This is a genomic window from Pseudomonas sp. P4_D7 (assembly GCF_056401755.1).
The window spans coordinates 73,893-96,213 of the sequence record NZ_JBFUIR010000012.1 but is presented as its reverse complement, the minus strand read 5'-3'; the positions used below and the strand labels follow the sequence as shown (position 1 = coordinate 96,213).

The 22,321-nt window shown below is 56.3% G+C and carries 18 protein-coding genes, 1 other RNA gene and 3 pseudogenes; 9 read left to right on the top strand and 13 right to left on the bottom strand.

Annotated elements, in window-relative coordinates; translation table 11 throughout:
* The first annotated feature begins 111 nt into the window (after window positions 1-111).
* The gene (locus AC1DVF_RS10660; RefSeq protein WP_477782430.1) at window positions 112-807 is read left to right on the top strand and encodes a hypothetical protein; all 696 of its coding nucleotides are present in this window, start codon (window positions 112-114) and stop codon (window positions 805-807) included.
* Window positions 808-837: 30 nt separating this feature from the next.
* Here AC1DVF_RS10660 and AC1DVF_RS10655 read toward each other — a convergent pair.
* Together AC1DVF_RS10655 and AC1DVF_RS10650 are read right to left on the bottom strand one after the other, a co-directional pair.
* A pseudogene (locus AC1DVF_RS10655) lies at window positions 838-1,155 on the bottom strand (DUF932 domain-containing protein); the annotation flags it as partial.
* Window positions 1,156-1,246: 91 nt separating this feature from the next.
* Window positions 1,247-1,506 (bottom strand): annotated as a pseudogene (locus AC1DVF_RS10650) (hypothetical protein).
* Between the two features lie 333 nt (window positions 1,507-1,839).
* Here AC1DVF_RS10650 and AC1DVF_RS10645 point away from each other — a divergent pair.
* Window positions 1,840-3,003, top strand: coding sequence for a dsDNA nuclease domain-containing protein (locus AC1DVF_RS10645; protein ID WP_477782429.1), 1,164 nt, complete (start codon window positions 1,840-1,842; stop codon window positions 3,001-3,003).
* Between the two features lie 33 nt (window positions 3,004-3,036).
* Window positions 3,037-4,746: a hypothetical protein gene (locus tag AC1DVF_RS10640; protein ID WP_477782428.1), complete on the top strand. Its 1,710-nt coding sequence runs from the start codon at window positions 3,037-3,039 to the stop codon at window positions 4,744-4,746.
* 72 nt (window positions 4,747-4,818) lie between these two features.
* Here AC1DVF_RS10640 and AC1DVF_RS10635 read toward each other — a convergent pair.
* From AC1DVF_RS10635 to AC1DVF_RS10600, 8 genes and pseudogenes are all read right to left on the bottom strand, one after another.
* Window positions 4,819-6,071 (bottom strand): annotated as a pseudogene (locus AC1DVF_RS10635) (integrase domain-containing protein).
* A 173-nt stretch (window positions 6,072-6,244) separates the two neighbouring features.
* Window positions 6,245-6,633, bottom strand: a transfer-messenger RNA (tmRNA) gene (gene ssrA / locus AC1DVF_RS10630).
* A 96-nt stretch (window positions 6,634-6,729) separates the two neighbouring features.
* Window positions 6,730-7,008, bottom strand: coding sequence for a hypothetical protein (locus AC1DVF_RS10625; protein ID WP_150749600.1), 279 nt, complete (start codon window positions 7,006-7,008; stop codon window positions 6,730-6,732).
* A 130-nt stretch (window positions 7,009-7,138) separates the two neighbouring features.
* Window positions 7,139-9,949, bottom strand: coding sequence for an FAD-binding and (Fe-S)-binding domain-containing protein (locus AC1DVF_RS10620; RefSeq protein ID WP_477782427.1), 2,811 nt, complete (start codon window positions 9,947-9,949; stop codon window positions 7,139-7,141).
* Entirely contained in the window at window positions 9,946-10,617 is a 672-nt protein-coding gene (locus AC1DVF_RS10615; RefSeq protein WP_477782426.1) for a LutC/YkgG family protein, read from the bottom strand. Before AC1DVF_RS10615 ends, AC1DVF_RS10620 begins: the two co-directional genes overlap by 4 nt.
* Window positions 10,617-12,071 carry a LutB/LldF family L-lactate oxidation iron-sulfur protein gene (locus AC1DVF_RS10610; RefSeq protein WP_007915200.1) on the bottom strand — a complete coding sequence of 485 codons (1,455 nt, stop codon included), beginning with the start codon at window positions 12,069-12,071 and terminating at the stop codon, window positions 10,617-10,619. The genes AC1DVF_RS10615 and AC1DVF_RS10610 overlap by 1 nt, the downstream gene beginning before the upstream one ends.
* Window positions 12,068-12,892 (bottom strand): (Fe-S)-binding protein, encoded by an 825-nt coding sequence (locus tag AC1DVF_RS10605; RefSeq protein ID WP_099757966.1) that lies wholly within the window; start codon window positions 12,890-12,892, stop codon window positions 12,068-12,070. Before AC1DVF_RS10605 ends, AC1DVF_RS10610 begins: the two co-directional genes overlap by 4 nt.
* Before the next feature lie 150 nt (window positions 12,893-13,042).
* The gene (locus tag AC1DVF_RS10600; RefSeq protein WP_116256446.1) at window positions 13,043-14,737 is read right to left on the bottom strand and encodes a lactate permease LctP family transporter; all 1,695 of its coding nucleotides are present in this window, start codon (window positions 14,735-14,737) and stop codon (window positions 13,043-13,045) included.
* 262 nt (window positions 14,738-14,999) lie between these two features.
* On the opposite strand from AC1DVF_RS10600, the gene AC1DVF_RS10595 reads away from it, so the two are divergent.
* Window positions 15,000-15,767 carry an FCD domain-containing protein gene (locus tag AC1DVF_RS10595; RefSeq protein WP_007915207.1) on the top strand — a complete coding sequence of 256 codons (768 nt, stop codon included), beginning with the start codon at window positions 15,000-15,002 and terminating at the stop codon, window positions 15,765-15,767.
* A 133-nt stretch (window positions 15,768-15,900) separates the two neighbouring features.
* On the opposite strand, the gene smpB is transcribed toward AC1DVF_RS10595, so the two are convergent.
* Window positions 15,901-16,383 (bottom strand): SsrA-binding protein SmpB, encoded by a 483-nt coding sequence (smpB, locus tag AC1DVF_RS10590; RefSeq protein ID WP_007915208.1) that lies wholly within the window; start codon window positions 16,381-16,383, stop codon window positions 15,901-15,903.
* Window positions 16,384-16,502: 119 nt separating this feature from the next.
* Between smpB and AC1DVF_RS10585 the strand changes: the two genes are divergently transcribed.
* Genes AC1DVF_RS10585 through AC1DVF_RS10575 form a run of 3 tightly spaced genes read left to right on the top strand, consistent with a single transcriptional unit; the run spans window position 16,503 to window position 18,655 of the window.
* Window positions 16,503-17,906 carry a sodium-dependent transporter gene (locus AC1DVF_RS10585; RefSeq protein ID WP_093435729.1) on the top strand — a complete coding sequence of 468 codons (1,404 nt, stop codon included), beginning with the start codon at window positions 16,503-16,505 and terminating at the stop codon, window positions 17,904-17,906.
* 7 nt (window positions 17,907-17,913) lie between these two features.
* Window positions 17,914-18,348 carry a type II toxin-antitoxin system RatA family toxin gene (locus tag AC1DVF_RS10580; RefSeq protein WP_016986510.1) on the top strand — a complete coding sequence of 145 codons (435 nt, stop codon included), beginning with the start codon at window positions 17,914-17,916 and terminating at the stop codon, window positions 18,346-18,348.
* Complete coding sequence (locus tag AC1DVF_RS10575) at window positions 18,341-18,655, top strand: RnfH family protein (protein WP_093435738.1); 315 nt, start codon at window positions 18,341-18,343, stop codon at window positions 18,653-18,655. The genes AC1DVF_RS10580 and AC1DVF_RS10575 overlap by 8 nt, the downstream gene beginning before the upstream one ends.
* Window positions 18,656-18,715: 60 nt before the next feature.
* Here the strand turns inward: AC1DVF_RS10575 and AC1DVF_RS10570 are convergent, their stop codons facing one another.
* On the bottom strand, window positions 18,716-19,243 hold the full coding sequence (locus tag AC1DVF_RS10570) for an outer membrane protein assembly factor BamE (protein WP_093435741.1): 528 nt from the start codon (window positions 19,241-19,243) through the stop codon (window positions 18,716-18,718).
* Window positions 19,244-19,340: 97 nt separating this feature from the next.
* On the opposite strand from AC1DVF_RS10570, the gene fur reads away from it, so the two are divergent.
* The gene (gene fur / locus AC1DVF_RS10565; protein ID WP_003221515.1) at window positions 19,341-19,745 is read left to right on the top strand and encodes a ferric iron uptake transcriptional regulator; all 405 of its coding nucleotides are present in this window, start codon (window positions 19,341-19,343) and stop codon (window positions 19,743-19,745) included.
* A gap of 75 nt (window positions 19,746-19,820) precedes the next feature.
* Here fur and recN read toward each other — a convergent pair whose 3' ends face one another.
* Window positions 19,821-21,494, bottom strand: coding sequence for a DNA repair protein RecN (gene recN, locus AC1DVF_RS10560; protein WP_007915217.1), 1,674 nt, complete (start codon window positions 21,492-21,494; stop codon window positions 19,821-19,823).
* A gap of 240 nt (window positions 21,495-21,734) precedes the next feature.
* Between recN and grpE the strand changes: the two genes are divergently transcribed.
* Window positions 21,735-22,301, top strand: a complete 567-nt coding sequence (gene grpE / locus AC1DVF_RS10555) for a nucleotide exchange factor GrpE (protein WP_007915219.1) — start codon at window positions 21,735-21,737, stop codon at window positions 22,299-22,301.
* Window positions 22,302-22,321: the final 20 nt, after the last annotated feature.

The following is a 22,321-nucleotide window of genomic DNA, read 5'->3' as shown; positions in this document are numbered from 1 at the left end:
TTTAAATGGCTCGTTTTCTCTAGCTAGAGAAAACGAGCCAGCTAATCTGGCGTTATTTAGAGCAGCGCTTACAGAACATGGTTTATGGCGTTAATATGTCATGGAGGAAAAATGCCTCAGTCAATTGAGAATACAATTCAGGTATTGGAAGAGCTAAGTCGTTGTGAACCGCGAAAAATACAGCGAACGGGTATAGAAAGAAAGGCGCAATGGGTCGCTAATTGGTGTCTTGCCTGTTCTTTCTTTTTTCTTATTGTTAGCGGAGGGTTTGTCTTTTTTTATGATGTTAGACCGCCTTCTGTATACGCTCAGATATTTGTATTAGTGATGAGCTCTATCTCAATGCTGTTGGCTATTATTACTTTGATTGCGCCAATGGTAGCCTCTTTGTTACTTGCTTTTCGGTGGAAAAAATTAGCATTCGAAGGGTTGTGTGATGATATTCGTCATGAGCAGGCAATGGCTGATCGTTTAGCTGATTATGAATCTGCTGCTTTGAAAGATGCACATTTTTGGTTAAGTCGAAAAGTTAGACGCATCAGTGAGCGAACAGGCCGCTTTTTTGGCGAGAAGACTGCCGCGATTGGTCTATTGGCTACTGTGTATTCATTTACTGCTGAGTTCGGTGGTTTTGAATGGATTTCCCGAACTATGAGTGCAGGTCTTCAGGCTGGTAACGTAGGCAATACTATATTGTTAGGTGTRGGTGCGTTCTTGTTTGGCATGTCTATTGGATCTATCCTGATGGGGTATGTTGCCTCCCGTTATCGGTATCAGATTGAAATAATTGAGTTGGTTGATAGGTAGCGTTGAAGGGAAGCTGATTTGTCAGCTTGTATAGCCGGACACTTCAGTTAGGTCACGGTAAAACTCCATAACCTCACGCGGCTGGACAATTTGGTAGCGGTTGGATACTACGGACAGCGGAGCCTTGGTGTCGGAACGGTACAGTACTTTTTGTTCTGGGAATGAGTGAATACTGCCCATATGGCCGATGGCGTCGGCTTTGAAGTGGACGGGGCTTTCCTGGATCTGCCAGTCTATACCGGCTTCACGCTGCCAGATCTCGATAGGTTGTTTTTGCGTCAGTTGACTGCCGAGGCCATGCCACGGAGTCGCACCAACTTAAGCCATTTGTTCGATTTGATGAGCCATGATTACGATTCCTTAGGATGCGAGCCGGCATAAAGGCCACGCATCGCGTGGCCCCGTCCGGACGTATTAAAAGAGAGAAGTGGGAAACGGTTTAAGTAGGGAGGTTGAAACGATGCCCACAGATCAGGCAGAGGTTGTGGGCGAGTACATGTCGGTCAAGCTTGTCGCCGAGTTGAGCGCCTAATGCGCAACCGCCAGCTCCGCCAAAAAGCCCGCCAGAAACGGCCCCGAGAGTAGCGCCTAACGGGCCGGAAACTGCGCCCAAGGTGGTCCCGCCTGACCGCCAGCCAGTGCTGCACTGACGCAGCGTGCTGCACCGCCGACTGTACCGAGGACCGCTGTAATTTTCATGGCTTGGTGTAAGGAAGAAATTTTGAGCGACTTACAACGAGGGCACTGCAATGACATGGTTTGAGGCTCCATGGTGTGGATGTCATACCAGTGATGTAGTGCTGAATTTTTTTCGAGTTAACTTCGGCATGTTCGGCGGTTAATTGCTTGTTACTGGGTAATACTTTGCCGAAATACCTAGTCTCGAGGAGATATCTGAAGAGAGATGACCATAGGAGATACATCTACGTTACGGCTACACACGTCCTTTACACTCCGCAGGATGAAGGCGATGATGCTGAAAAGCTATTAAGACAGCCATCATTGGTGGCGCTAGTGCATAGGGAGCATGCCTTGACCATATCGGCTGGTGCCTCAGAGCTGCTGCTTGTGGCAAACAAACCTGGCCTCACTGAAACAGGAGGAGGTCACGGAGCTAAAGGCGTGGACTTTCAGCGCTGGTGGGCGGTGCTCAGGATGGTGGAAATGGAGCAGGCGAACGAGTTGGACTTCTTGCTCCTTTTCGAGGCAGTGCAGGATGTCACGGAGCTGGACTCAGTACGTACTCCCACACGCGCTCGTGTATATCAGGTGAAAAAGAAGGACCGTGGAGAGTGGTCTTGGTCCGTTCTCACCGGGACAACTGCCCCTCCCAAAAAGAAAAGTTCGACAGTGGTATCGAAGGCAGCAGCACCAACGTTTACAAAGGTCCCTGACAGCGCTCTAGGAAAGCTTCAGCTCAGTCTTGCTGCCTTTAATAACCTGTCCGTCGAGGCTTATTTCATTTCAAATGCCGGATGTGACATTCCCCTTGCAGCTGGAGGGAATGCGGCTACGTCTATGCCTTGCTCGCTTGCAGATTTCGCTCCTGAGCATTCGAAGTTGTTGGCTCAAGCTCTGCATTCGCTTAGTGCGGATGGGGCGCCTGCGCCGGACTTGACGAAGCTCAAACTGAAGAGAGTCGCTATTCATCCCGATGAGCCTAGCAGCTACGTCATCAAATCCGCTCTGGAGCTATTGACGCAGCGGAGCCCTCTTCATGCAGGCCAAGCTGCATCGTTCGTAGAATCTCTTGTAACGAAGATTTCTCCTCTGGGTCGTCACACTGATACTTGCGCATCTTTCGGTGATCTCGTCGAGCAGCGTGGGTTCGCAAGGCACGAATTTATTTCTGCACTGGGTGCACTGGAGACCATTCCAGATCACTCTGCATATCTGAATGACTGGCTCGTACAGCTGCAAAGCGAAGGTATGGATTTCATGATGGTGACCGCCATTCGCGCGCAAGCAGCGCGTGTTGTACGTGAGCAACTCACAGGCGCGACGCTGCCAATTGTTCAAAGTCTTCATGACTTTTGTGATATTTGGCTGGACGCTAACGTGCGTGGCTCGGGTCTTCGACTGTACTTCGAGGCGGGTTTAGTTGCGCTGAAAAAGGATTTCAGCAGCTTTCGTGATGCTGAACTTTTGGCGCGCTTTGCAATGAGGGCTATAAAAAAATGCGTGGACCCGAACTGAGATTCCTCGTCCGTAGCTTGAGAACTAAGAACTATGAAAAGCTTGCGATTCGAAAACATCTGGTTGCTCTCACACCGCGACAAGAAAGCGAGGCATGTGAGCTTCCACCCAAAGAAAAATCTGCTGAGGGGACGGAATCACACTGGCAAGACGAGTCTCATTCGGAGCATCTTTGAGACGCTTGGCGCCAAGCCACAGGGGAAGCTGGAGTCGTGGGATGAAAATACCGCATCTCTCCTTGAGTTTTCTGTCGATGGATGCCACTTCTTTGCGCTGCATCAGAATGGACGGCGCGCGCTGTTCAACGCCAATCGAGAGATGATTGTCGCGACCTCAAAATTCGGGGAGTGGTCTCAGGCCTTCTGCAATGTCACTGAATTCAATCTGGTGTTCACCGATAAGAAGGAGTCGGCTATTCAGCCAGCCGACCCTGCATGTTTCTTCCTACCCTTCTACGTAAATCAGGATGGCAGCTGGCAATCTGAGTGGAACACGTTTGGCGGGCTTAAAAGATTTAGCTCTCCTTGGAGCGCAATCTTGGAGTACTTCACAGGCGTGTGTCCGCCCGAGTATTACAGGGCTAAAGCCGAGAGAGCTCAAGAATCTAAAGCGCTTGAGGAGTCTCGACGAGAGTACAAGCTCCTGGAGCGTACTATAGAGCGGTTTAGCCGAACGCTGCCCTTATTCGGTCCCAAGCTCAACCCCGAGAACTTTGCCAATGAAATTGCTCTGCTGACCAAAGAGGTTACTGAGCTTAATGAACGGCAAGAGATACTTCGAAGTGCTGCTGTAAGGGAGCAAGATTTACTCTCCAGTCTAGAGCAACAGATTCGATTGGCCGATGAAGCTCTCGCGGCATATGACAATGATGCCAAGTACTTACGAGCTGGAAATTCGGAGCCCCTGATTTGCCCAACTTGCAATGCCGAGCACACAAAATCGTTTCTGGACTTGCTCAATTTTGCTGAAGATGCGCGCGTGCTCCGGGAGCTCGCAGGGCGTCTGAGGGACGACGCAAGCGAAGTGCGATATCGGTGCAGCACTGCGTCGGCCAGGCTCAGCACGGTAAACGAAAACTATAAGCGTATTTCTGTATTGTTGGATACGCGCAAGGGGGCGCTCAAGTTTGAAGATGTAGTGGGAAGTCTGGGGGCTGAAAGCGCGTTCGCCGCGTTTGAAGCAGAGCGCCAGCTTCTGCAGGAGGCAATTGATAAGACGCTGGGAGTAATCGACTCTCTAGATGAAAAAATGAAGTTGCTTCGTGCTCCAAAAAAAACGCGGGCGATATTGGAAGATTTTAGATCCCATTACATGACTGGGCGTGTCGCTCTACAGCTTCCCCCTGTAGATGTATCGAAGATGAAGCTTACCGGGCGTCCAGATCTATCTGGAAGCGGTGGTCCTCGGTCAATTTTGGCTTACTACGCCGCATTGTGGCAAACCTGCCAAGGCGTGATGGGGACTTTTGACGTACCGGTCGTAATCGACTCGCCGAACCAGCAGGCCCAGGATGATTTTAACCTGCCTGCTGTGCTTCAGTTTATTGCTAAAGACTTACCAGATGGAATGCAGCTGATTGTAGGTTTAGAGACCGAAACGGACTTCCCCTTCGACAGGGAGATCCACTTGGACGTGAAGTATTCGATGCTGCGGGAAGACCATTGGGCTGAGACCGAGCGCATTGTCGAACCGTTACTCGAAAAGATGTACGTCATGATGGAGTCCGACGTAGAGGAGGTCTAATAATTGCCGTGCGGAGAGTTGCTACTCTGCACGTCTCAGAGCCTTTGGTTTTGTTAGCCACTGGATCTAATTTCAGCGAATAGAAACGACTTTTCTGTCCCGATTTTCATTGATAGCTGACACAGACAGGTTGCCGGTTGCTGCTTCCTGGATATGGTTACTCCACCAAGCCATCATCGGGCGTCGGCGCTCGATGTAATCCGCCCGGTTATAGGCGCTGCGAACCTCGTCTTTATCGACGTGGGCAAGCGCTACTTCGATCAGCTCTGGCTCCCAACCGTGTTCGTTGAGGATAGTACTGGCCATGGAGCGCAAACCGTGACTCACCAATCTACCGTCAAATCCCATACGTTTCAGGGCCATATTTGCCGTCTGACTCTTGGAATGATCCCGTGGTTCTCTGTCGGCTGGAAACACGTATTCTCTGTGGCCGCTGTAGGGCTTTATCGTCTCCAGCAGAGCGAGTGCGTTTTCGGTCAGTGGTATGACGTGCGCACGTCGCTTCTTCATACGCTCCGCTGGGATCGCCCAGATTTTCTTTTCTAGATCGATGTCAGCCCAAGATGTCGTAGCGGCTTCTGTGGGGCGAGTCATCGTGTGAAGTTGCCATTCGATCAGGCAGCGCGTTGTTCTTTTTATGCTCGCGTTGGCGATGGCGACCATCAGTTCTGGCAGTTCTTCAGGGCGGAGGGCTGCCATATTCTGCTTTTTCGGTTTCTTAAAAACGGCCCGAATGTCGGTGAGTGGATTAGCAAAGATCATTCCCTAGTTCACGCCGTAGGTTATGATCTCGTTAAGTCGTTGGGTCAGTCGCTTCACTGTCTCCAGGCTACCTTTGGTTTCCGAAGGACGCAGCAGTTGGATGACCCTCGGGGCATTGATCTGCGGGATAGGTGTTGTTCCAAGTGACGGAAAGACATGTAGCGCGAGCAAGCGCCAGATGTCTTCGGCGTAAGCTTGAGTCACAGAATCCTTTTTCAGTTCAAACCAAGCAGACGCCACGTTCTCGAATGTGTGCTCGGTTGCCTGCCTTTTTGTTTGCTCTAGTGCACTACGTTGTTCTTTCGGGTCGATACCCTGGGCGAGAAGTTCCCCCGCTTCGACCGTCTTCTTCCTGGCTTGAGCGAGTGAGAGTTCTGGGTAGGTACCGAGTCCCATATTGATGCGATTTTTGGTGATCGGCTGGCGGTAGTTGAAATTCCATAACGTAGAGCCATTGGCCCTCACGCGCAGCTGTAAGCCGTCTCCATCGCTGAGGACATCCTTGCCTTTCGGTTTACCGCTTTGAGCTGGCGATCAGAGAGGCGGGTGGCTTGGGCGCACATGAGGTGTTCCGTGAGATCAATTGGTATTCCAAAAATTACCACTGAAGGGCTTGGAATACCCGATGTCGTAGATTGTGCTGGACGTCTATGGACGCCATCAGACCGTAAAGCCTTGATTTTACTGGATTTCAGGCACAAAAAAAGACGTCCGTGGACGTCTTTAGATGATGAAGTGGTGGAGCCGGGGGGATTTGAACCCCCGTCCGCCAGTACTCCGCTGTCGGTACTACATGCGTAGCCGTTTCTATTAAGTTAACCCTCAGCGACCCGAAGGGCAGGGTGCTTTGGGCGAGTTGTGTAAGTTTTAGCCGCTTCGTCCACAACGTACTGCACGGCGATTCTGTTCTATATGACAATCATTTTGGGTTTACAGACATCCCCTGATGATTGCTGGACCCGAAGGTACCAGGAGCATTGTCAGCTGCAATTAAGCAGCGAGAGCAACACCGTATTGGTCGTCATTGGCAACTATAAGTAGTTGCAACAGTGGATTTACGACTTCTGTTACCAAGTCGGCATGCACCTAAAGTTTCGCAACCGGCGTCGAATCCTAAACGGCCCCGAACTCATTGCTCAGTACATCTGTTTGAGCAACAAGCGTGTGCAGTGTACGCCAATCGGCCTGCAAGGCCAACCCGAAGGTTGGCCGGGACGCTGATCAGTTGTTGGTGCCGGTGGATTTGCGCAGTTCCACGATGGTTTGCGAGGTTTCCGCAATGCAATCGTCGATTTTGCCTTGAGCCTTCAGTGCCTTGGCCTTGGCCACACTGGTTTCAGCGCGCTGAGTCAGTTCAGGATTCGCTGACAGCTGCCCCTTGCCATTCTCAATGGTTTGAATATTGGCATCACACAGGTCGGCAGGCTTGCCGTCAGCAAACGAAGCGGACGCCATCATCGATGCAGTAACGAACAGACCTAACAGTACAGAACGTTTCATGTGTATCTCCTTGAACCGAGTGGGTCCAGACTTCGCTGGCCGTCAGGACGGGCAACCGTATGGAAGAAAAACCCCGATCAGCCGGGGTTATTCTGTGGACTACAGTCGAACTCAAGGGTTCTATTTTTCTTCAGCAGGCCTTCGCCCGGGTCACGCGATCCACCAGATAGACCAGCCCGTGGTAGTCAATTCCGCCATGTTGCGTCAGACCGATCTCACAAGTCCGACTGGTGGAAATCCCTTCGCTGCAATGCTGCACGGCATCCTTGAGCGTGCGCAGCGAATGGCTGTTCAGCTCCGGCGTGGTAAAGCCCTTGTCGCCGGCAAACCCACAGCAGTGAATGCCTTCCGGAATCACCACGTTGTTGCTGCACTTGCGCGCCAGATCGATCAGCGCCTGACTTTCGCCCAGATGCTGAGTGCTGCACGTTACGTGCACAGCAATCGGTGCTTCTTGTGGAGTGAAGTCCAGTCGATCAAGCAGATGCGTACGGATGAAGCGCACCGGGTCGTACAGATCCAGACGGTTTTCTCCTACGTCCTGCACCAGTCGCAACGTGCACGGGCTGGTGTCGCAGTAGATCGGATCGAGTCCGCCGCGACTCGCATGCAGCAGTGCGCTGATCAACTCTTGGCGTTTGTGTTCGGCCTGTTCGGTGTAGCCTTTTGAGGCGAAGGGCTGGCCGCAGCAGAGATTGTCCTGATTGTCCGGGAATACCACTTGGTAACCGGCCTTTTCCAGCAAGCCACGGGTTTTGTCGTACAGCGACATTTGCTCTTTATCACCGGCTGCCGGGCCCATCACTCGCGATACACACGCGGCCAGATAGACCACACGCGGGCGTTCGTCCGAGACGCTGGGGCTGAAGCGAATGGCCTTCTCCGGTTGCGGCATTGCATTCGTCCACAACGGCACCTGGCCTTTGGACAGGCGCGTAATGGTTGCCGAAAGTTTCGCCAGACGCGGCGCGCCGAGCATCATTCGTGCGCCGTTGGCCACATGCAGGGTGAAGCGCGCGCCTTGCAGGGTCTTGGCGAAATTTCCTTCGATCCAGTCAGCGGTTTTCTGATGCGTGGCGTGTCGGCCACGCAGTTTTTTCACCAGCTCACCGGTATTGATGCCTACAGGGCAACGTTGCGCGCACAGACCGGTCGCGGCGCAGGTGTCGATGCCTTGGTACTCGTAGGCTTTTTCCAGTTCGGTGGTGTCGACACCTGCACGTTTTTTCGCCTGAATATCGCGCCAGATGACGATGCGCTGGCGCGGGCTCAGGGTCAGGCCTTTCGACGGGCAGACCGGTTCGCAGAAGCCGCACTCGATGCACTTATCGACAATCTCGTCGGCTGCTGGCAGCGGCTTCAGGTGCTTGAGGTGGATCTGCGGATCTTCGCTGAGCACCACGTCGGGATTGAGAATGCCGTTCGGGTCGAGCAGACGTTTGAGCTGCCACATCAGTTGATAGGCGTCGCTGCCCCATTCCAGTTCCACGAATGGCGCCATGTTGCGCCCGGTGCCGTGTTCAGCCTTTAACGAGCCGCCGAACTCCACCGCCACCAGTTGCGCGACGTCGTCCATGAACGCTTGATAGCGTGCGACTTCTTCCGGGTTGTTGAAGCCTTGGGTGAAGACGAAGTGCAGATTGCCTTCCAGCGCGTGTCCGAAAAGGATCGCTTCGTCGTAGGCATGTTTGTCGAACAGCTCGATGAGGCGATTGACGCCGATGGCCAGTTGTTCGACCGGGAAGGTCACGTCTTCGATGATCACCGTGGTGCCGGTTTTGCGTACGGCGCCGACGGCGGGGAAGGTGTCCTTGCGGATCGCCCAGAGCTTGGCGTTCTCGGCAGGGTCTTCGGTAAAGTCGACCTGCTTCTCCACTGGGAAGCCGCTGAGCGACGCCATGATCTGCGCCATTTGCTCCTGCAGCAAAGTGGACGATGCGGCGCGGGATTCGATCAGCAGCGCGCAGGCATTATTCGACAGCTGTTGTACGAAAGCGGGCATGCCCGGTTTGTCTTGCACCGAGCGCAGGCTGCGCCGATCCAGCAGTTCTACGGCGGACACCGGTTGGCTTTTCAGCACGGTGACGGCGTTGCAGCAGGTTTCCACATCCGGGAATACGATCAGCGCCGAGGCCTTGTTCGGGTGGTCGATCACCGTGTTGTAAGTCACCGCGCTGATAAAGCCGAGGGTGCCTTCGGAACCGACCAGCAGGTGGCTCAAGATATCCACAGGCTCATCGAAATCCACCAAGGCATTCAGCGACAGCCCGGTGGTATTTTTCAGACGGTATTTGTGGCGAATTCTTGCAGCCAGTTCGGCGTTTGCGCGGGTTTCGCGTCCCAACGTCGCCAGGCGTTCGAGCAGATCACCGTGGCTGGCGTGAAACGTTGCAACACTGGCAGCGTCTTCGGTATCCAGACGTGTGCCATCGGCCAGCACCAAGCGAATCCCGGCCAGCGTGTGATAGGTGTTTTGCGCGGTGCCGCAGCACATGCCGCTGGCATTGTTAGCGACGATGCCGCCAATCTTGCAGGCGTTGATCGACGCCGGATCCGGGCCGATCTTGCGCCCGAACGGTGCCAGCCAAGCGTTGGCTTGTGCGCCAATCACTCCCGGTTGCAGGCGAATCTGCATGCCTTGGCCGCGAATCTCGCGGGCGTTCCAGTTATCCCCAAGCACGATCAAAACAGAATCGCTGATCGCCTGACCGGAGAGGCTGGTGCCCGCCGCACGGAAGGTCACTGGAACATGGTCGCGCTGAGCCAGTTTTAGCAGCGCCACCACTTCATCTTCGGACTCGACGCGGATTACCAGCTTCGGGATCAGTCGATAAAAACTGGCATCCGTACCAAAGGCCAGAGTCGATAACGGGTCATCAAAACGGCGTTCGGCTGGAATCAGTTGTTGCGCATCACGCAGGAAATTCACCGGAAGCGTCATTGGTCCTCCAGGATCAGCACCACGAGGTCTTTCGGGCCGTGGGCGCCGTAAGCCAGCACTTGCTCGATGTCCGCTGTTTTCGACGGGCCGGACACCAGCAACGCATTGGTCGGCATGCCCTGGGCCCACACGAATTCCTCTTGCACCTGATAGAAGTTGTCACGGATTTCGCTGGCCTTGAGCAGGGCGAAATGTACCGGCGGTACCAGGCTCATCAACCGCGGTTCTTCGCGGGTTGGCCAGAGGATCAAGCTGCCGGTGGCGGCGATGGCACCGAGGGTGCCGGTGAGGCTGGCCGGGGTGTCGTTGAACAGTTCGGCTTTCCACTCTTCCATCGGCCGGTCGTAGGATTTCAGTATCGGTAGATCAGGATTGTTCGCCCAATGCTGTGTGATTTTCTGCCCGTGCGCTGTCGTCGGCGCGATCAACAAACTCGGCAACTGGCGGTCGCGCAACAATTGTGCGAGCAACGCCGGCCATTCTGCGTTGGAGGTCAGGTGGATTTCGGTGTGCACCGCTTCCATCAATTTGCGCAGTTGCGGGATGCGTTGTTCGGCGCTGTAGGTGTAAGGCTGCGTCACCAGATCGACATCGAAGTTGTCGGCAATCGGTGTGGCGCCAGTCAGACTTTTCCGCAGTTTGCCGAGGATATTTTGCTTGGCGCTCATCAGCGGTCTCCCTGTTTGGCCAGATGCTCGCGGGCCATGTCGTGCAGTGAGCGGGCAGCGGGTTTCGGCGCGCTGTGGTTTTGTGTCCACGGGCCGACATTGCTCGGGGTCAGGGCACGCAGGCGCGTGGCGAAGAAGCCGAACAATCGATACAAGGTCGGCGAGCTGTTGAGCCTGGCCCAGGCGTTCCAGATGAAACGTTCCTTGCGCGAATACTTGCTGCCCTGACCGCGCATCACTTGATTCGGGCTGTCCGGGGCTTTGACGTTCTCTTCGCGCAGGCGCCGCAGGATTGCCGGGATCGGAATTTTTACCGGGCAGACTTCACCGCAGGCACCGCACAGCGACGAAGCGCTCGGGTGATCGGGGACTTTGGCCAGACCGACCATGTGCGGGGTGATGATTTTGCCGATCGGTCCCGGGTACACCTCGCCATAGGTGTGGCCACCGACGCGGGTGTAGACCGGGCAATGGTTCATGCAGGCGCCGCAGCGGATGCAGTTCAAGGTCTGACGCAATTCACTGTCGGCGAAAGCCTGGCTGCGACCGTTGTCGAGCAGCACCAGGTGCACTTCCTGCGGGCCGTCGAGTTCGTGCTCCTTGCGCGGGCCGGAGATCATGTTGACGTAAGTGGTGATCGGAATGCCCAGCGCCGAACGCGTCAGCAGTGACAGCAACGGCACCACGTCGCGTAGGTTTTCCACGACTTTTTCGATGCCGGTGACGGCGATGTGCACCGGCGGCACGGTGGTGGTCATGCGCCCGTTGCCTTCGTTTTCCACCAGCAGCAGGGTGCCGGTTTCGGCGACGGCGAAGTTGACACCGGAGACGCCGATGTCCGCTTCAAAGAATTTCTGCCGCAGGACCCTGCGACCGATCTGAATGAGTTGGTCAACGTCCTTGGTGTATTCCACGCCAAGTTTGTCGTGGAACAAGGACGCGACCTGACCGGCATTCTTGTGGATCGCCGGCATAATGATGTGTGAAGGCTTCTCGTGGTCGAGCTGGACGATGTATTCCCCCATATCGGACTCCAGACATTCAATGTCCCGAGCCTCGAGGAAATGGTTCATCTCCATCTCTTCGCTGACCATCGATTTGCCCTTGATCACTTGCCGCGCCTCGTGAGCGCGGATGATCGATAAGACGATGCCATTGGCCTCGTCCACCGTTTCCGCCCAGTGCACTGTCACACCGTTGCGGGTCAGGTTCTGTTCCAGTTGCTCGAGCAGGTCGGGCAGCTTGGACAGCGCGCGGGCCTTGATCGAATTGCCCAGTGCGCGCAAATGTTCTCTTTCGTGGGCATCACTGAAAGCGGCTGCCCGCTTGACCATCAGTGAGTCCATGGCAGTGCGGAAATTGTTCCGTAGCTGCTGATCGCCCAAGGCATTGTGTGCCCGGGTGCGGAAATCTTCTTCTACGGCGACCGTAGGAATAATCGCGGAAGTGCTCATTGCGCACCTCCGGTTCGTTGCCACAAGAAGCTCGCGAGATGTTGCCCGCGCAGCGCTTCTTTTTGTTTCTCCAATGCGCCGTTGATGTTCATCAAACAGCCACAGTCGGCGCTTAACACCTTGTGCGCGCCTGAATCCTTCAGCGCTTGGGTCTTGTCAGCCACCATCGCGCCGGAAATGTCTGGCATACGGACGCTGAATGTCCCGCCGAAGCCACAGCATTCGCTTTCGTGGTCGTGGTTGACCCGTTCCACGTTGCTCAACTGCGCCAACAACTCGCGGCCGTGCAGGTGGGTGTTCATTTCCCGCCGTGCCGAACACGAAGTGTGCAGCGCGACTTTGACCGGTTCGCCGCTGTCCTTGAGCTGCACCTTGCAGACGAACAGCAGAAACTCGGCCAGTTCATAGGTGCGGGCCGCGAGGGCCTGAACCTGTTTTAACGTCTCCGGCTCGTCCTTGAACAAGTCGGCGTAATGCTCACGCAGCATGCCGGCGCAGGAACCCGACGGCACCACTACCGGATAATCCCCGGCAAACAGCGCCAGTTGCGAGCGCGCTACCGTCCGCGCCTGCTCGGTGTAACCCGAGGTGTAGGCCGGTTGGCCGCAGCAACTTTGCCCTTGCGGATACTCGACCCGGATCCCTTCGCGCTCCAGCAAGTGGATCGCGTCCATCCCGGCTTCGGGGTAGAACAGGTCGACCACACACGTGCCGAACAGGTAGACCCGCGACGGTTTCTCGCTGGGGTATTGCCGAGGTTCGGGCAGTGGCGGTGCCACGCGGGTCGCGTTTGGCACAGCGTTGTAAAAAAGCTCGCTCATCAGGCGTGTCTCCGGGTGGGCCCGGTTATCCGTCTGTGGCGGCTGCTGAATATAAAGAGCGTTGCTTTCAGCAGCCTTACAGACCGGGTTGTGAATTGCTGACGCCGGCATCACGAACCGGCGTCGGTTTTTTCTGTGTTTCTTGTAGGTTTAGTGCACCAGCATGCCGGTGAACCAGTAGGCCTGAGCCAGGGTGATCAAACCGACAATCGTTGCAAAGAATAGGCTGTGCTTGAGGGTGAAGCGGAACAGATCCGACTCCTTGCCCACCAGACCGGTCGCGGCGCAGGCCACGGCGATCGATTGTGGCGAGATCATCTTGCCGGTCACGCCGCCACTGGTGTTCGCCGCCACGAGCAAGGTGTCGTTGACGCCGATCTGGTGCGCAGTGGTTGCTTGCAACGAACTGAACAGGGCGTTGGATGAAGTATCCGAACCGGTGAGGAATACGCCCAGCCAGCCGAGGAACGGTGAGAAGAACGGGAACGCGGCGCCGGTCGCTGCCAATACCAGCGCCATGGTCGAAGACATGCCGGAGTAGTTGGTGACGAAAGCGAACGCCAGCACCATGCCGATCGACAGGATGGGCCAGCGCAGTTCGTAGAAGGTCTCTTTCAAAGTGGTCAGACCAGTTTTGAAGTTTATCTTCAAGACCAGCATCGAGATCAGCGCGGAGAAGAAAATCGCCGTGCCGGTCGCGGAAATCGGGTCGAGTTTGAACACTGCTGGAATGGCGGTAGGGGTGGCCACGATCGGTGCGGTTTTGATCACCAGTTGATCAAGGTGCGGAATCGCGAAATTGAACACCCAGCTGTACATCGAACCGCCAGCGGCGAACATCGCTTTGAAAGGCTTCAGCGTCCAGATGGTCACCAGCACGGTGAGGATCAGGAACGGCGACCAGGCTTTGAAAATTTCCCCGAGGCTGTAAGGCGACGCTACGGTGGTGCGCTTTTGGCCGAAACCGCCGACGCTGGCGGTGATCGCTGCGCTCGATGTGGCGCCGGCGATTTGCGCGCCTGCGGTGCGTTTGGGCTGCCAGATTTTCAGGAACAGGGTCAGCGATATCAGGCTGGCCAGCGCCGAGGTGATGTCCGGCAATTCTGGCCCAATGAAGTTCGAGGTGAAGTACTGGGTGATGGCGAAGCTCAGGCCCGCAACCAACGCTGCCGGCCAGGTTTCACGTACGCCGCGCAGACCGTCCATCATGAACACCAGCCAGAACGGCACGAACAGCGACAGCAACGGCAGTTGGCGACCGGTCATGGCGCCGATCTTGAACGCGTCGATACCGGTGACTTGGCCGGCGACGATGATCGGGATCCCCAGTGCACCGAACGCTACCGGTGCGGTGTTGGCGATCAGGCACAAGCCAGCGGCGTACAGGGGGTTGAAGCCCAGTCCGACCAGCAACGCGGCAGTAATCGCCACGGGTGCGCCGAAACCGGCGGCACCTTCCAGGAACGCTCCGAAGCAGAAACCGATCAGCAGCACTTGCAGGCGCTGGTCGTCAGTAATCGATAACACCGAGCTGCGAATGACCTCGAACTGACCACTTTTGACCGTCAGTTTGTAGAGGAACACCGCCGCGACAATGATCCAGGCAATCGGCCACAGACCGTAGGCGAAGCCATATCCGGCAGCGGCGAAGGCCATGTCGACCGGCATCTGGAACGCGAAGATCGCCACGGCAATCGACAGGGCGAGGGTGATGCTCCCGGCCACATGGCCCTTGAGACGGAACACCGCCAATGCGAGGAAAAAGAACACGATGGGAATGACGGCCGCGAGTGCGGACACGCCGAGACTGCCGAGCGGGCTGTAGAGCTGTTGCCAGGTTTGCATATGGGGTGGCCCCTAATTGTTGTTGGTCAGGCACTGTCAGCGTTCTTGGATAATTGGTAAGACCAATTTACAATCGCTGTTGGCTAGGGTAAAAGCCTTGGTGTCGGTGTGTCAATTTGTCGCCCTGAAACTTTTGTCGAACAAGCGGTGCAGATCGCATCTGATCTGGTTTGCGCAAGTGGTGTCTGGTAGGTGTCGGCAAGGCGCCGATAGGCCAGAATAGAGAGCCCGGCGAGCGGTCGGGATCGTGGAGAAATGAGTTATGGGGTTTGATCAGATACGTCAGCGCCGTTTGTCTGACGATATTGTCGAGCGACTTGAGGGGATGATCCTTGAGGGCACGCTGAAGTCCGGTGAGCGGTTGCCGGCGGAGCGCACGCTGGCAGAACAATTTGGCGTATCACGGCCGTCGCTGCGCGAAGCGATTCAGAAACTGGCGGCCAAAGGTCTGCTGGTCAGTCGTCAGGGCGGCGGCAACTATGTCGTGGAAAGCCTCGGCTCGACGTTCAGTGATCCGCTGCTGCAGTTGCTCGAAAGCAATCCTGAAGCACAGCGCGATCTACTGGAGTTTCGGCATACTTTGGAGGCATCGTGCGCCTATTACGCCGCATTGCGCGCCACCGATGTCGATCGTGAGCGACTGACCGCCGCGTTTGAAGAGCTGCAGGACTGCTATTCGCGGCACGATGAAGTCAGTCGGGCGGAGGAGGGCGCGGCGGATGCGAAATTCCACCTGGCGATTGCCGAGGCCAGCCATAACGCCGTGCTGTTGCACACCATTCGCGGGCTGTTCGATCTGCTCAAGCGTAACGTCGTCACCAACATCGGCGGCATGTACAAGCAGCGCACGGAAACTCGCGACATGCTGATTACCCAGCATCGGGAATTGTATCTGGCGATTATTGAAGGTCGCGCGGAGCAGGCGCGAGAAGTCTCCAGCCGACATATCTTGTATGTGCAGGAAGTGCTGGAAGAGGTGCGGCAAGAGGTTCAGCGCATGGCCCGGGCGGAGCGGCGCAAGGGGATGTGATCAGTTGTTTTTGTGTTGATGCTGCAATAGCTTTCGCGAGCAAGCTCGCTCCCACATTGAAATGCATTCCAAGGTGGGAGCGACGGTGCGACGATTCGACCTGCTCGCGAATACGCTTTAAAGGCAGAAGAAATTAATCTTCCTTGCCCTTGTTGCGCACGGCACGCTGCAGTTCGCGACCGGCGTCGCGCTCGCGCTCGGTATCGCGCTTGTCGTATTCCTTCTTGCCCTTGCCCAGAGCAATTTCGCACTTGACCATGTGCTTGCTCCAGTACCAGGACAGGCAGACGCAGGCGTAACCCTTTTGCTGCACGGCGGCGGCGAGCTTTTCCAGCTCGCGGCGGTTGAGCAGCAATTTGCGTGTGCGCACCGGGTCAGCGATGACGTGGGTGCTTGCGGTCATCAGAGGCGTGATGTGGCTGCCGAGCAACCATGCTTCGCCATCCTTGAGCAGGACATAGCTGTCGACCAGCTGTAGCTTGCTTGCCCGCAGACTTTTTACTTCCCAGCCGGCCAGGACCAGACCAGCCTCGAACTTGTGCTCGATGAAGTAATCGTGTCGCGCCTTTTTATTCTGCGCGATGGTCCCTGTTGGGTGTTTCTTCTGTTTAGCCATAGGGGCGGCATTATATGGAGATAAACCGCCGTCGGCTACGGTGATGCTGCGTGCTTGAGCAGGTTGAGTGAATCCCGGACAATGCGGCCTCTTTTTCTAACGCTTGGGCGTGATAAACGATGTCGACAGACAAGGTTTCTGTCCACGGCAGTTGGGCTAGCCGCTGGGTATTCATACTCGCCGCGACCGGTTCGGCCGTGGGACTGGGTAGTATCTGGAAGTTCCCCTACATGGTCGGGGTCTACGGCGGCGGCGCCTTTGTGCTGATGTTTCTGGCGTGCATCGCGCTGATCGGCATCCCGGTCATGCTCGCTGAAACCCTGATCGGCCGGCGCGCCCGCCAGAGTCCGGCGAACGCCTTGAAGGTGCTGGCGCTGGAAGCCGGGCACTCGGGCAAATGGTCGTGGGGCGCATTTGCCGGGATGATCACAGCGTTGTTGATCCTGTCTTTCTATAGTGTGGTCGGCGGCTGGTCGCTGGACTACATTGTCGATATGGGTCGCGGCGACTTCCAGGGCGCCACAGCCGATCAGGTCGGCGCTTATTTCGGCAATGTCATCTCCAATCCATGGCGTCTGACACTTTGGCATACGATTTTCATGCTGCTGTCGGCCTTCGTCATCGCCAAGGGCGTGGTCGCCGGGCTTGAGCGCAGCCTGCGCATCATGATGCCGCTGCTGTTCGTGATGATTCTGGTGTTGCTGGGTTACAGCATGACCACCGGGCATTTCATGGAGGGCGTGCATTTCATGTTCGACTTCCACCCGGAAAAAGTCCTCGACGGCTTGTTGCCGGCCATGGGGCACGCGTTCTTCTCGCTGAGCGTCGGTGTCGGTTCGATCATGATCTACGGTGCTTATATGCCGAAGAGCTCATCGTTGTCGGGCACCGTTGTCGGTGTGGCGCTGCTCGATACCTTTGTTTCGCTGATCGCCGGTCTGGCCTTGTTCCCGATTGTATTTGCCGGAGGCCTGAACCCTAGCGAAGGACCGGGGCTGATGTTCGTCAGTCTGCCATTTGCCTTTGGTAATGTGGCGTTCGGGCAGTTGATGGGCGTGGTGTTCTTTGTGCTGGTGGCGATCGCTGCCTGGAGCTCGGCGATCTCCCTTCTGGAACCGATGGTTGCCTACTTGGTTGAGCGCACCAAAGTCAGCCGCGCGTGGGTGACTTTCTGGCTTGCCTTCACTTGCTGGTTCGTCGGTCTGGGCACGGTGTTCTCCTTCAATATCTGGAAGGAAGCCAAATTTTTCGTGAACGAAGGCGGGATGTTCCATCTCTACCAATGGGGTGCGCAGAGCGGTCTGGACTTCTTTGGTGTGATCGATTTCTTCACCTCACGGATCATGCTGCCGCTCGGTGGCTTGTGTTTCGTGCTGTTTGCCGGATGGGTGATGGGGCGTGAAGCGGTACGCGACGAGTTGTCGATCCGCAATCCGCTACTGTTCGCCCTGTCTTTGTTCTTGATGCGCTACGTGGCGCCCATCGGCATTCTTGTAGTGTTTGCCGCTCAGCTCTGGAAGTAACGCTCACATGACGACACATATTCAACGATCGGCGTTGCTGCCGTACCCGGCGCAATTTCTCTATGACCTGGTCAACGACGTGGCGCGCTACCCGGAATTTCTGCCGTGGTGCTCCTCGGCGGAAGTGCTGGAAAGCTCGCCGGAGCATATGCGCGCCAGTGTTGGCGTAGCCAAGGGCGGGCTCAGTCAGCATTTCGTGACGCGTAATACGCTGGTGCCGGGGCAGTCGATTGAAATGAACCTGGAAGAAGGCCCGTTCAATCAGTTGCACGGTGTGTGGGTGTTCAAGGTGTTGAACGAGAAGGCCTGCAAGATCAGTCTGGATCTGTCGTTCGATTACGCCGGACCGCTGGTGCGCGCGACGCTGGGGCCGCTGTTCAATCAGGCGGCCAATACGCTGGTGGACGCGTTCTGTCAGCGCGCCAAGCAGATGCATGGTTGAGCCGGTGATCGAGGTAGAGGTGGTATACGCGGCGGTGGATCGTCAGGTATTGCGCTCGTTCAGCGTCAATGAAGGTGCGACGGTGCGGGCTGCGGTGCTTGCGTCGGGTATCGCTAGCGAGTTTCCCGAGTTGAATCTGGCGGAGTGCCCGCTGGGCATCTTTGGCAAAGTGGTTGCTGACCCGGACTCGCGGGTTATTCATGCAGGGGAGCGCATCGAGATTTACCGCCCATTGCTTGCCGATCCGAAAGAGGTTCGGCGCTTGCGAGCGGCCAAGGCTGCCGAGGCCAAAGCGCGAAACGCGTAAAAAGCCAAATCGCAGGCAATAAAAAACCCGGAATTTCCGGGTTTTTTATTGCGTCGCAAATTATTGCGGCGAGGTGTCCAGCGGCTCTGGTGTTGGAACCGGAACGGTTTCCACACCATCGACGTCCTTCTGGATCTGATCCAGCAAGGAACCTGGCTTGACCGGTTTTTCCGGTTTTGGCTTCTCGGCGTTTTCAGCAGGAGCGGTCACGGTCGTGCCATTGTCCTTGCCGAGAATGGCTTCGTCACGGCTTACGCCCGGCATAAAGTCACCGGACAGGCTGACAAGCTGGTCGTTTGAGTTGAAAATAACGCTGATGCGTTCCTGTTGGCGTTCACCGCCACCCGGTTGCAGGCTGTACAGATAATCCCAGCGATCGGCATGGAACGTGTCGACAAGCAGAGGGTTACCCATGATAAACCGTACTTGCGGCCGGGTCATTCCCGGGCGTAACTGGTCTATCATGTCCTGCGTGACGACATTGCCCTGCTGGATGTCGATTTTGTAAACCCCGGGGAATGAACAACCGGCGAGTGCGAGCAGTCCCACAAAGGTGAAACTGGTTAGCAAGAGCTTGGTGTTTTGCATCGGTGGGCGACTTCCACTATCTTGGCTGGGACAACGTAAACGCCGATCATACCCGCATTAAGAGAAGCTGCGAAGCAGCATCGCGAGAAAGCTGACCATGGTTGAAAATAGCGAACTACGCAAAGCCGGCCTCAAAGTGACCCTGCCACGGGTCAAGATCCTGCAAATGCTCGACTCTACAGAGCAGCGTCACATGAGTGCCGAGGACGTCTACAAGGCGTTGATGGAGGCTGGTGAGGACGTCGGTCTGGCCACGGTTTACCGTGTTCTGACCCAGTTCGAAGCGGCTGGCCTCGTTGTCCGTCACAACTTCGACGGCGGCCATGCGGTATTCGAATTGGCCGACGGTGGCCACCACGACCATATGGTCAACGTGGAAACCGGTGAAGTCGTCGAATTCGTCAGCCCGGAAATCGAAAAGCTCCAGAAGGCAATTGCCGAGGAGCACGGTGTTGATCTGGTAGATCACAATCTGGTGCTGTACGTGCGCAAGAAAAAGTAAGCATGTCGCGCGAATTTCACATTCGCGAAACGAACGAAGGCGACCCAAGGGTCGCCTTCGTGCTTTCTGTCATTGCTAAACCTTGGCAGTGACCACCATTTTTTTCGCGTGGGCCAGGGATTCCTTGGTCAGATCGATGCCGCCGAGCATCCGTGCCACTTCTTCTATACGGTCATTCTTGCTCAGTTTGGAAACGGCAGTGTGCGTCGCCTCTTCACCGCGCACCTTGTGCACGAACAGATGCTGATGGCCTTGCGCGGCCACTTGCGGCAAGTGCGTGACAGTCAGTACCTGGCCGCGATCGCCGAGACGGCGCAACAGTTGGCCGACAATTTCTGCGGTCGGGCCACCGATGCCGACGTCCACTTCGTCGAATACCAGCGTCGGAACACGGGATGTCTGTGCGGTGATGACCTGAATCGCCAGGCTGATCCGTGACAGCTCACCGCCGGAAGCGACTTTCGCCAGCGCCTTCAGCGGCTGGCCCGGGTTGGCGCTGACCAGCAATTCGACCTGTTCCAGCCCGTTGGGCAATAACTCGTCGCTGCTGTTGGCCTTCAATTCGATGGTGAATCGTCCCCCCGGCATGCCCAGTCGCTGAATTTCCTGCTCAACAGCACTGGCGAGACTGCCGGCAGCCTGATGACGCAAATCGCTCAGTTCTCGGGCTTTCTCCTGATAGTGGCGGGCGTAGGAGGCCAGTTCTTCACCCAGGCGCTCAATGGATTCGTCATTGGCGTTGAGGGTTTCGATCTCATCCAGCAGTTTCTGCTGCATTTCGCCGACTTCGGTGGGTTGAATCCGGTGTTTGCGCGCCAGGGTATAAATAGCGTCGAGACGTTCTTCCAGATATTGCAGGCGCGCCGGATCGGCATCGAAGTTATCGAGGAAGCGATTGAGTTCGCCAACGGCTTCTTCGACCTGAATCTGTGCGCTGGTGAGCAAACTGCTCGCTTCGCCCAGTGCGCCAACGGAATTGTTCACGCTCGACAGGCGATTGAGGCTGGCAGTCAGTGCATTCAATACATTGCCGGAATCGCTTTCGCTGCATTGTTCGACCACTTGCCGACAAATGCCCAGCAAGGTTTCGGCGTTGGTCAGGTTTTTGTGTTCCTGCTCAAGTTGCTCCAGCTCGTTATCACCGAGGCCGAGGTTTTCCAGCTCTTCAAGTTGATAGCTCAGCAATTGATGGCGGGCGCGTTGTTCGTCGCCGGAATTGGAGAGGCGCTCCAGCTCCTGGCGAGTCTGGCGCCAGCGCTGGGCGGCGAGCTGAACCTGGCGGGCCAGGTCGGTAGCGCCGGCGTACTCGTCCAGCAGGCGGCGGTGAGTATCGGTTTTCAGCAGGGACTGGTGTTCATGCTGGCTATGGATATCGATCAACAACTCGCCCAATGACTTGAGGTCGCCGAGCGGGCAGGGGGTGCCGTTGATGTAGCCGCGTGAACGACCTTCGGAGGTGATCACCCGGCGCAGAATGCACGGGCCGTCGGTCTCCAGGTCGCGCTCGGCCAGCCATGCGCTGGCTTCAGGGATGTCCGCGAGATCGAAGGTCGCGAGGATGTCGGCCTTGTCGGCGCCGGGGCGCACCACGCCGCTGTCGGCACGATCGCCGAGGGTCAGGCCCAGCGCGTCGAGCATGATCGACTTGCCGGCGCCGGTTTCACCCGTGATCACGCTCATCCCGCGATCAAGTTCGAGATCGAGATGTTCAACGATGGCGTAGTTATGTACGGACAGGTGCACCAGCATAAAGGCCGCTCCCAAGCAAAAGGTCTGGTTATTTATACAGTGTTTTGTTTCGCGCTGACAATGCCCTCCCTTAGGTCGATTTGCTTGAACCGAAAATCTGCTTAGCGCATTGAGGAATGAAGATTCGACACTTTTTTGTAGGGTTAATGTTTGAAGGCCCTTGAAGCCTGATTTTGCGGCCCCATATATCGGGGCAGAAGCGCGAGTCAGGCTCGCGGACGAAATTGAAAGGAGAATTCTATGGCTGACGAACAGACAGTAGATACGCAAAACCCAGAAGCCAATCAGGCGCCCGAAGGTTCGGGTGATGACCTGGCGACCCGTGTACAAGTGCTCGAAGAGCAATTGGCCGCCGCGCAGGATCAATCTCTGCGTGTTGCTGCCGATCTGCAGAACGTCCGTCGCCGTGCCGAGCAGGATGTCGAGAAGGCGCACAAGTTTGCCCTGGAAAAATTCGCTGGCGACCTGTTGCCGATCGTCGACAGCCTGGAGCGCGGCCTCGAGCTGTCGAACCCGGACGACGAAAGCATTCGTCCGATGCGCGAAGGCATCGAGCTGACGCTGAAAATGTTCCATGACACCCTCAAGCGTTATCAGCTGGAAGCGATCGATCCGCACGGCGAACCGTTCAACGCCGTTCAGCATCAGGCGATGGCCATGCAAGAAAGCGCCGACGTAGAACCGAACAGCGTTCTGAAGGTGTTCCAGAAGGGCTACCAGCTCAACGGTCGCCTGCTGCGTCCGGCCATGGTTGTGGTCAGCAAGGCGCCTGCGCCAATTTCGCCTTCGATTGACGAGAAGGCTTGAAATTAGCCGCAAGGCCCCCA

Coding starts and splice junctions, on each gene's coding strand:
- AC1DVF_RS10640 (WP_477782428.1), top strand. CDS start 3,037: ATGAAAAGCTTGCGATTCGAAAACATCTGGTTGCTCTCACACCGCGAC.
- AC1DVF_RS10625 (WP_150749600.1), bottom strand. CDS start 7,008: ATGAAACGTTCTGTACTGTTAGGTCTGTTCGTTACTGCATCGATGATG.
- AC1DVF_RS10620 (WP_477782427.1), bottom strand. CDS start 9,949: ATGACGCTTCCGGTGAATTTCCTGCGTGATGCGCAACAACTGATTCCA.
- AC1DVF_RS10615 (WP_477782426.1), bottom strand. CDS start 10,617: ATGAGCGCCAAGCAAAATATCCTCGGCAAACTGCGGAAAAGTCTGACT.
- AC1DVF_RS10610 (WP_007915200.1), bottom strand. CDS start 12,071: ATGAGCACTTCCGCGATTATTCCTACGGTCGCCGTAGAAGAAGATTTC.
- AC1DVF_RS10605 (WP_099757966.1), bottom strand. CDS start 12,892: ATGAGCGAGCTTTTTTACAACGCTGTGCCAAACGCGACCCGCGTGGCA.
- AC1DVF_RS10600 (WP_116256446.1), bottom strand. CDS start 14,737: ATGCAAACCTGGCAACAGCTCTACAGCCCGCTCGGCAGTCTCGGCGTG.
- AC1DVF_RS10595 (WP_007915207.1), top strand. CDS start 15,000: ATGGGGTTTGATCAGATACGTCAGCGCCGTTTGTCTGACGATATTGTC.
- smpB (WP_007915208.1), bottom strand. CDS start 16,383: ATGGCTAAACAGAAGAAACACCCAACAGGGACCATCGCGCAGAATAAA.
- AC1DVF_RS10585 (WP_093435729.1), top strand. CDS start 16,503: ATGTCGACAGACAAGGTTTCTGTCCACGGCAGTTGGGCTAGCCGCTGG.
- AC1DVF_RS10580 (WP_016986510.1), top strand. CDS start 17,914: ATGACGACACATATTCAACGATCGGCGTTGCTGCCGTACCCGGCGCAA.
- AC1DVF_RS10575 (WP_093435738.1), top strand. CDS start 18,341: ATGGTTGAGCCGGTGATCGAGGTAGAGGTGGTATACGCGGCGGTGGAT.
- AC1DVF_RS10570 (WP_093435741.1), bottom strand. CDS start 19,243: ATGCAAAACACCAAGCTCTTGCTAACCAGTTTCACCTTTGTGGGACTG.
- fur (WP_003221515.1), top strand. CDS start 19,341: ATGGTTGAAAATAGCGAACTACGCAAAGCCGGCCTCAAAGTGACCCTG.
- recN (WP_007915217.1), bottom strand. CDS start 21,494: ATGCTGGTGCACCTGTCCGTACATAACTACGCCATCGTTGAACATCTC.
- grpE (WP_007915219.1), top strand. CDS start 21,735: ATGGCTGACGAACAGACAGTAGATACGCAAAACCCAGAAGCCAATCAG.